Genomic DNA, 8,775 nt, shown 5'->3' on the forward strand with positions numbered 1-8,775 from the left:
CTCCAGAGCGGGCCAGACGGTGGGTCAGGGGCGGAGCAGCACCTTGATGGCGCGGCGCTCGTCCATCGCGGCGTAGGCCTCGGCCACCTCGGCCAGCGGCAGCTGCAGGTCGAACACCCGGCCCGGGTTGATCTGGCCGGAGAGAACCTCGGGCAGCAACTCCTCGACATAGCTGCGAACGGATGCGACACCACCGTTCACGCCCACGTTTGTTCCAAACAGGGTGCGGATCGGCAGTTCGGCGCCGCCGTTGGGTACCCCGACGTAGCCGACCATTCCGCCGGGGCGAGCCGATCGGATGGCCTGATCCATGGATTCCTGGGTTCCGACGCACTCGAGCACGTAGTCAGCGCCGACGCCGTCGAACAGGGCCTGCACGGCGGCAACGCCCTCATCGCCGCGCGCCTCGATAATGTCAGTCGCACCGAATTCGCGGGCGACGGCCTGGCGGTCGGCGTGGCGGGACATGGCCACGATGCGGCTCGCGCCGAGGCGCTTGCTCGCGAGAATGGCGCAGAGTCCAACAGCTCCGTCACCGACGACGACCACGGTGCTGCCCGGTTCCACGCCGGCCGAGACGGCCGCGTGGTGTCCGGTGCCCATGACGTCGGCGAGGGTGAGCAGGCTCGGAACGAGGTCATCGCTCGGAACTGTCGGCGTGGCAACGAGCGAACCGTCGGCGTGGGGAACACGCACCCGCTCGCCCTGGGCTCCGTCGGCGAATCCGCCGAGCTGGTCGTCCGCGCCCCACCAGCCGCCGTTGAGGCAGGAGGTGCTCACACCGTTCTGACAGTTGACGCAGGTGCCGTCGCAGTCGTAGAAGGGCGCAATGACGAAGTCACCGACCTTGACGGTCGAGACGTCGGGACCGATGGCTTCGACGATGCCGACGAATTCATGGCCGATCCGGTGCGGTTCCTCGGTGGGGGCGATACCCCGGTACGGCCACAGGTCTGACCCGCAGACGCAGGCCGCAGTCACGCGAACAATGGCGTCACCACCGGTCGAGAGTACGGGTTCGGGAACTTCTTCGAGGCGAACATCCCGTTCGCCATAAATCACAGTTGCGAGCATGAATTAAGCGTAACCCGCGACTCTGGACATCTCCCTTTTACACGCGAGAGCGGGAATCGGCTAGAGCAGGTCCTCCTCGAGGGGAACGTCCAACAGCGTGGGGGCGGATTCGACGGTGAGCGAGTCCCCGTCGGCTTCCAGACTCACGAGCACCGTGTCGCCGTCGCGAATCTCCCCGGAGAGCAGCGCCCGCGCCAGGCGGTCGTCGATCTCACGCTGCATGAGGCGTCGCAACGGACGCGCACCGTAGATCGGGTCATAGCCGCGTTCGGCCAGCCAGCGGCGGGCATCCGGTGTCACTGCCAGCTCGAGCCGGCGCTCCGCCAGACGCTTCTGCAGCCGGTCAACGTCGAGTTCAACGATCTCACCGAGCTCATCGGTGGTAAGCGAGGAGAACACCACGATGTCGTCGAGCCGGTTGACGAACTCGGGCTTGAAGGCCTGCCGCACGAGGCCTTGCACGGCCTGTTCCTTCTGCTCCACCGACAGGGTCGGATCGACCAGAAACTGCGAACCGAGGTTCGAGGTGAGCACGAGGATCGTATTGCGAAAGTCCACCGTGCGACCCTGGCCATCGGTCAGCCGACCGTCGTCGAGCACCTGCAACAGCACGTCGAATACCTCGGGATGCGCCTTCTCCACCTCGTCGAACAGAATCACCGAGTGCGGGCGACGCCGCACGGCCTCGGTGAGCTGCCCACCCTGCTCGTAACCGACGTAGCCCGGAGGCGCTCCGACCAGGCGCGATACCGAGAACTTCTCGCCGTACTCGCTCATGTCGATGCGCACCATGGCTTTTTCATCGTCGAATAGAAACTCGGCGAGCGCCTTGGCGAGCTCGGTCTTGCCGACGCCGGTCGGGCCGAGAAAGAGGAAGGATCCGGTCGGCCGGTCGGGGTCGGAGATCCCGGCGCGTGAACGCCGCACGGCGTCGGCGACCGAGCGAACTGCCCGCTTCTGCCCGATCAGGCGGTGGCCGAGCTCATTTTCAAGGTTCAGCAGCTTGTCGGTTTCGCCCTGCAGCAGCCGGCCGACCGGAATGCCGGTCCAGGCGGCGACGACAGCGGCGATGTCCTCGCTCGTGACCTGGTCGTTGACCATCCGGGGTCCGACTGATTCTTCTTTTTCGGCGTCGGCGAGCGCGCGTTCCATCACCGGAATATCCCCATAGAGCAGCCGGGAGGCCTTTTCGAGGTCGCCTTCCCGCTGAGCCCGGTCGGATTCGATGCGCGCGGTGTCCAGCCGCTCGCGCAGTTCGCCGACCCGGTTGAGCGAGGCCCGCTCGGCGTCCCAGCGCGCCTGCAGTTCCCCCAGGTTCGCCTGGCGCTCCGAGAGGTCGCTGCGCAGTTTTACCAAACGTGCTTTCGACGCGTCGTCTTTCTCCTTCTTCAACGCCAGTTCTTCGAGCTTGAGCCGGTCGACGCTGCGCCGCAGCTCGTCGATCTCCACCGGAGAGGAGTCGATCTCCATGCGCAGCCGGCTCGCGGCCTCATCGATCAAGTCGATGGCTTTGTCGGGCAGCTGACGGGCGGTGATATACCGATTCGAGAGGGATGCCGCAGCCACGAGGGCAGAATCGGCGATTGTCACCTTGTGGTGGGCTTCGTAGCGTTCCTTGAGCCCGCGCAGAATGGCGACGGTGTCTTCGACCGAGGGTTCGCCGACGAGCACCGGCTGAAAACGGCGCTCGAGCGCGGCATCCTTTTCAATGAATTCGCGGTACTCGTTGAGGGTCGTAGCGCCGATCAGGCGTAGTTCGCCGCGGGCAAGCATGGGCTTGAGCATGTTGCTGGCCGCGACGGAGCCCTCGCCGCCGCCCGCGCCCATGAGCGTGTGCAGTTCGTCGACGAAGGTGATGATCGCTCCGTCGGCGTCATTGATCTCCTTGAGCACGGCCTTGAGCCGTTCCTCGAACTCGCCGCGATACTTGGCGCCAGCCACGAGGGCGGCCAGGTCGAGCGAGACCAGCTGTTTGTCCTTGAGCGAGTCGGCCACGTCACCGGCCACGATGCGCTGGGCCAGTCCCTCGACCACGGCGGTCTTGCCGACGCCGGGTTCGCCGATCAAGACCGGGTTGTTCTTGGTGCGCCGGGTGAGCACCTGGCTGATCCGGCGAATCTCGGCGTCGCGCCCGATCACCGGGTCGAGCTTGCCGCTGCGGGCGATGTCGGTGAGGTTCACCCCGTAGAGCTCGAGGGCCGTCTTGGCGTCTTGCTGCGGTGGTCGCTGACCGGCTTGCATGAGCTGTCTCCTCTAAAGTTGAGCCTTGCTGGCTCAAGTTTAGTCCCCCCGGGCCAACCGCCGAAATAGGTCGCCGAAAATTACAAAACTGAACAACTTGTGCGATGAAGCCCGCTTAACACCAGTCAGATAGTGCAGTTTGTGACGTGCTGATTGGTCGAATTGTCAAACTTCTGCTGCATCACTACGCTCTGAACCAGACCCGTCATTGCCGACGCTTTACTCGACGCGCATGTCTGGCATACCCGTCCCGAGTTGAGGTTGAAAAGTTATGGTGCAGCAACGCGAAGCCATCAGCAGACTGCCCGCGTACAAGCAGGGCGCCGCAGCGGGCGATTCCGGAGCGTTCAAGCTTTCCTCGAACGAGAACCCGTTTGCGCCGCTCGCCTCGGTGACCGAGGCAATCGCATCCGCTCTCGGGGAGATTCATCTGTACCCGAGCATGGCCGTCGCCGAAGTCACCGACCGTATTGCGGCCCGGTTCGACGTCTCGAGCGACAACGTGGCCTTCGGTGCCGGGTCGGTCGAGGTGCTATCCCAGATCATCCACGCGAGCGCCGGGGCCGGTGACGAGGTCATCTTCGCCTGGCGGTCATTCGAGGCTTACCCGATTCTGGTGCAGGTCGCCGGTGCGACGCCGGTGCCGGTCGCGCTCACGAGCGATGAGTGCCACGATCTGAACGCTATGGCCGATGCCATCACCGCGCAGACGCGACTGATTTTGGTCTGCAACCCCAACAACCCGACCGGCGCCTTCGTCACCAGCGAGGAACTGCACGCGTTTCTGGCCCGGGTCCCCGAGAACGTGCTGGTCGTCGTCGACGAGGCCTACGTGCACTTCAACCGTGACGCCTCCTCCGCTGTTGGCATTGATTTCTTTCGCCGTTACCCCAACGTGGCCGTGCTGCACACCTTCTCCAAGGCCTATGGCCTGGCCGGCCTGCGCATCGGCTACGCGATCGCACCGACCGCTGTTGCCGCGAACCTGCGCCGGGTGGCCCTGCCGTTCGGCGTAACCGCGCTCGCCCAGCGCGCGGCCCTCGCCTCCCTCGACGCGGAGGCCGAGCTGACCGTGCGCATCGACCAGATCGTCGCCGAACGCACCCGGGTGCTCGGGTCATTGCAGGCGAGCGGATGGCGCGTAACCGACTCGCAGGGAAACTTCGTCTGGCTCCGCACCGGCGACGACACCGACCGGGTGAACGCTGCGTTCATCGCCGAAGGCATCCTGGCCCGCGCTTTCCCCGGCGAAGGCCTGCGCGTGACGATCGGCACGGCCGAGCAGAACGACCGCTTCCTGGTCGCCGCCGCGGCAGCCCTGGCGCCAGCCACCGTCTAGCACCCCCTCACCGTTCGGCCGCAGGTTCCCGCGCGCCGAAGCAGCATGAATTCAAAGGAGAATTTCCCAGCATGAAGCACACCAAATCCCTGTCAGCCCTCGCCCTCGTTGCCGCCGGCGCCCTCACCCTCAACGGCTGCGCGGCCAGCGAGCCGACAGCATCCGCTTCAGACGACCTGATCACGATCGGCATCAGCCAGATCGTGCAACACCAGGCGCTCGACGACGCCCGCGAGGGTTTCAAGCAGGCCTTCGCTGACGCCGGCTACGTCGAGGGCACCGACATTGAGTTCGACGAGCAGAACGCGCAGGGCGAGCAGGCCACCGCGAGCACCATCGCCGCGAAGTTCGCCGCCGACAAGGTCGACCTCGTGCTCGCGATCGCCACGCCCACCGCGCAGGCCGCCGCTCAGACCATCACCGACATTCCCGTGCTGTTCACCGCCGTGACCGAGCCGAAGGAAGCCGGACTGGTCGAGAGCTGGGAGAAGCCGGGCAGCAACATCACCGGCACCAGCGACCTGAACCCGGTCAAGGAGCAGCTCGAACTGATTCAGGAGATTCTGCCGGACGCCCAGTCGGTCGGCATTATCTACAGCTCGGGCGAGGTCAACTCCGACGTGCAGGTTGAACTCGCCAAGGAGGCAGCCGACGACCTCGGCCTGACCATCAAGGAAGCCACCGTCACCAACTCGAGCGAGGTCGCCCAGGCCACCGAGTCGCTCGGCGACGTCGACGCCATCTACATTCCCACCGACAACCGCGTCACCGAGGGCCTCGAAGCCGTCATCCAGTATTCCGAGGCCAACCAGATTCCGCTGTTCGGCGCCGAAAACGGCCAGGTCGAACGTGGCGCCATCGCGACCTACGGCATCAGCTACACCGACCTCGGCTACCAGACCGGCCAGATGGCCATCCGCATCCTGGAAGACGGCGAAGACCCCGCCGACATGCCGGTCGAGACCCTCGACACGATCGAGTTCATCCTCAACCCGGCCGCTGCCGAGCGGATGGGAGTGACCCTCACCGAGGAACTCATCGCCAAGGCCGACCGAATCATCGAGTAGAAGGACTACCCAGATGAATGCGGCTCTCGAACTCGGCCTGCTCTACGGAATCATGGCGTTGGGTGTCTACCTGACGTTTCGAATCCTCAACTTTCCCGACCTCACGGTCGACGGAAGTTTCACGACCGGGGCCGCGGTTGCCGCGTCGCTCATTATCAATGGTGTGCCGGCTCCCCTCGCCACCCTCGCCGGGGCGGCGTCGGGAGCGGTGGCCGGCCTGGTCACCGGTGTGCTGTACACCAAGGGCCGCATCGACGGCCTGCTCGCCGGCATCCTCACCATGATCGCCCTGTGGTCGATCAATCTGCGCATCATGGGCAAATCCAACCTGCCGCTCTTGCGGGAGGACACCCTGATGACGCCGCTGCGTGACGCCGGCCTGCTCGGCGGGGCCTGGAGCATCCTGATCTTCGCCGTCGCCGCCCTGGTCATCAAGTTCGCCATCGACTGGTTTCTCAGCACCGACCTCGGCCTGTCGATTCAGGCGACCGGCAATAACGAGCAGATGATCCGCAGCCTCGGCGTCAACACGCACCGCACCACGATTCTCACCCTCGCGATCTCGAACGGGCTCGTCGCCCTCTGCGGCGCACTCATCGCTCAGTACCAGGGCTTCGCCGATGTCAGCATGGGCATCGGCCTCATTCTGGTCGGACTCGCCTCGGTCATCGTCGGTCAGGCCGTCTTCGGCCGGCGCACCATTTTTCTCGCCTCGCTCGCCGTCATCGGCGGAGCCGTCATCTACCGCCTGGTGATCTTCTTCGCTCTCGGCGCCGGGCTCAATCCGAACGACATGAAGCTCATCTCGGCGCTGCTCGTCGTCGCCGCCCTGCTGCTGCCGCGCTGGGGCTTCCTGAAACGCGTGCCCTCGCTGCGCGAGATGCGTTCCGCCGCCGCAGTGAAAGCGAACTAGGAGTCTCATGCTGCTCATTCAGAACATCACCAAGACCTTCTTTCCCGGCACGGTCAACGAACGCGTCGCCCTCAACGACGTGTCACTGCAGCTGAACACCGGTGATTTCGTCACCGTTATCGGCAGCAACGGCGCCGGAAAATCCACCCTGCTCAATATGATCAGCGGCAAGCTGCCGATCGATTCCGGCGACCTGTCGATCGACGGCAGTTCCGTCAAGCGGATGCCCGACTACGCGCGAGCCGCGTACGTCGGCCGCGTGTTTCAGGACCCGATGGCCGGAACCGCGCCCGACCTGAGCATCGAGCAGAACCTCGCGCTCGCGCTGCGCCGCGGTCAGCCTCGCGGGCTCGCCTGGGGTGTCACCCACAAACGTCGGGCGTTCTTTCGCGAGGAGTTGCTCTCGCTCGAGCTCGGCCTTGAAAACCGACTCAAGGCTCGGGTCGGGCTGCTTTCCGGCGGCCAGCGGCAGGCGCTGTCGCTGCTCATGGCGAGCTTCACCCAGCCGCGCATCCTGCTGCTCGACGAGCACACCGCCGCCCTCGACCCGCAGCGGGCCGAATTGGTCACGACGCTCACTGAAAGCATCGTCGCCAAGCACCATCTCACCACGCTCATGGTCACACACAATATGGAACAGGCGCTGCGCCTCGGCAACCGGCTCATCATGATGCACGAGGGCCAGATCATTCTCGACGTCGACGCCGAGCGCAAGGCCACCATGACGGTGCCCGACCTGCTCGCCGAGTTCGCGAAGATCAAGGGCGCGTCCCTCGACGACCGGGCGCTGCTCGGGTAATTTGCGACGGCAAGGAGCGCCGGTTCGGCCCTGCGGAATTGCGCAGGCCGGGCGGCGCTTCGTGGGTCAGGGACTCAATCGCGGCTGGCTCGGCGGCGTCTGAGCCGGACAGGCGGTCTATAACGACCTTGGTGACGACGAGCAGGCTGTGGTCCGGTTGGACCTCCAGCGCATCTTCACTGGCACACCATTTTGAGCGGATGCAGTCCACCATAGTGAACACCACTCGTCACACACGAAGACGGTATGACGGGTTATACTTGGATCATGAAGACTGCGATCTCGGTTCCCGATGGCGATTTCGAGCGCTTCGAGCGCATCGCGGGCAAGCACGGCATGAACCGGTCGGAGTTCTATCGACTCGGCGCGCAGCGCCTGGCCGACGAACTTGAGGGTGGCTCCGAGCTGACGGCAATCGCTGACGCGGTGCTGGCACGAACGGGACAGCCTTCCGGCGACGGAGCGTTCCTGCGTGAATCTGAGCGCCTGATCCGAGAAAAGTCCGAATGGTGACGGCGCGCGGGGATGTCGTCTGGGTCGATTTCGGGTCGTCCCGCGGCTCCGAACCGGCGAAAGTTCGCCCTGCGGTCGTTGTTCAGGAGGACTGGCTGTTAGCCACGAACATCGCCACGGTACAGGTCGTCCCGTTGACGTCGAACACGGGACTGGAAGCATTCCCGGGGAACGTCCTGATACCCGCCGAGGCCTCCGGACTTGAGAAGGACTCCGTCGCCATTGTCTCTCAGGTCGGTCCGGTCAGCCGGGAATTCCTCGACCCCTATCCCGCCGGGCATGTACCTGCGTACCTGCTCGCCGAGATCGGCGCGGGCATTCGCCTCACACTCGGTTTATAGAGCCAGAACGCCCCGTGGCAGCTGACTTAGCCGTCTGACTGAATGCCCTTCGGGCAATTCGCCGCCGCAGAACCCAGCCTATGAGCGACCAGGGCGCGATGGCTCCGCTGATCAACACTCCCGCTATCCGCAATCCCGGTGTCGTCAGCGTAAGTGCGAACAGGGCGCAGAGAGCGAACGGTGGTGGAGCCACGTGCTGTGGTACGGCGCCAGAGTATCCGCATTCACCCGGCGCCGTTCACAACTGCGGATACTTGTGGATGATCAGCTGAACGGTGGCACGGGAGACGAAACGAACTTAAATATGCAAGTTCTCTTGGAGTACAAACTGTTGCAAGACTTCGCTCACGATACGCACTGATCTAGAAACTGGACGGGCCCTAGGAGCGTGGGTCAGTAGTACCAAAGTTTAAAACGCCGGTCGATTTCCCGGGGTTGGGGTGTTGGTCTGGGAAAATTGATTATGAGCGATTCTGATGGCCTGTTCC

General features: G+C 64.5%; 8 protein-coding genes. 6 read left to right on the forward strand and 2 right to left on the reverse strand.

The genetic code is table 11. From position 1 onward, the window contains the following. Nucleotides 1-24: 24 nt before the first annotated feature. Entirely contained in the window at nt 25-1,074 is a 1,050-nt protein-coding gene (locus tag E3O45_RS05415; RefSeq protein ID WP_134442336.1) for a zinc-dependent alcohol dehydrogenase family protein, read from the reverse strand. Between the two features lie 60 nt (nt 1,075-1,134). Further along, nucleotides 1,135-3,315 (reverse strand): ATP-dependent Clp protease ATP-binding subunit, encoded by a 2,181-nt coding sequence (locus E3O45_RS05420; protein ID WP_134442338.1) that lies wholly within the window; start codon nt 3,313-3,315, stop codon nt 1,135-1,137. 271 nt (nt 3,316-3,586) lie between these two features. Here E3O45_RS05420 and hisC point away from each other — a divergent pair, with 271 nt between their 5' ends. The 6 genes from hisC to E3O45_RS05450 all read left to right on the forward strand — a co-directional run bounded on the left by hisC (nt 3,587) and on the right by E3O45_RS05450 (nt 8,287). Further along, nucleotides 3,587-4,654, forward strand: a complete 1,068-nt coding sequence (gene hisC / locus E3O45_RS05425) for a histidinol-phosphate transaminase (RefSeq protein WP_134442340.1) — start codon at nt 3,587-3,589, stop codon at nt 4,652-4,654. Nucleotides 4,655-4,725: 71 nt separating this feature from the next. After that, the gene (locus E3O45_RS05430) at nt 4,726-5,721 is read left to right on the forward strand and encodes an ABC transporter substrate-binding protein (protein WP_134442341.1); all 996 of its coding nucleotides are present in this window, start codon (nt 4,726-4,728) and stop codon (nt 5,719-5,721) included. Between the two features lie 13 nt (nt 5,722-5,734). Then, nucleotides 5,735-6,634, forward strand: a complete 900-nt coding sequence (locus E3O45_RS05435) for an ABC transporter permease (RefSeq protein WP_134442343.1) — start codon at nt 5,735-5,737, stop codon at nt 6,632-6,634. Between the two features lie 7 nt (nt 6,635-6,641). Next, nucleotides 6,642-7,433, forward strand: coding sequence for an ABC transporter ATP-binding protein (locus E3O45_RS05440; RefSeq protein ID WP_134442345.1), 792 nt, complete (start codon nt 6,642-6,644; stop codon nt 7,431-7,433). A gap of 267 nt (nt 7,434-7,700) precedes the next feature. Next, a complete protein-coding gene (locus tag E3O45_RS05445; RefSeq protein WP_134442346.1) occupies nt 7,701-7,946 on the forward strand; it encodes a CopG family transcriptional regulator in 246 nt (81 codons plus the stop codon). Beyond that, complete coding sequence (locus tag E3O45_RS05450) at nt 7,940-8,287, forward strand: type II toxin-antitoxin system PemK/MazF family toxin (RefSeq protein WP_241985235.1); 348 nt, start codon at nt 7,940-7,942, stop codon at nt 8,285-8,287. The genes E3O45_RS05445 and E3O45_RS05450 overlap by 7 nt, the downstream gene beginning before the upstream one ends. The last annotated feature ends 488 nt before the right edge of the window (nt 8,288-8,775 follow it).

It is taken from the genome of Cryobacterium sp. TMS1-20-1 (genome assembly GCF_004402355.1).
GTDB classification, from domain to species: Bacteria; Actinomycetota; Actinomycetes; order Actinomycetales; family Microbacteriaceae; genus Cryobacterium; species Cryobacterium levicorallinum.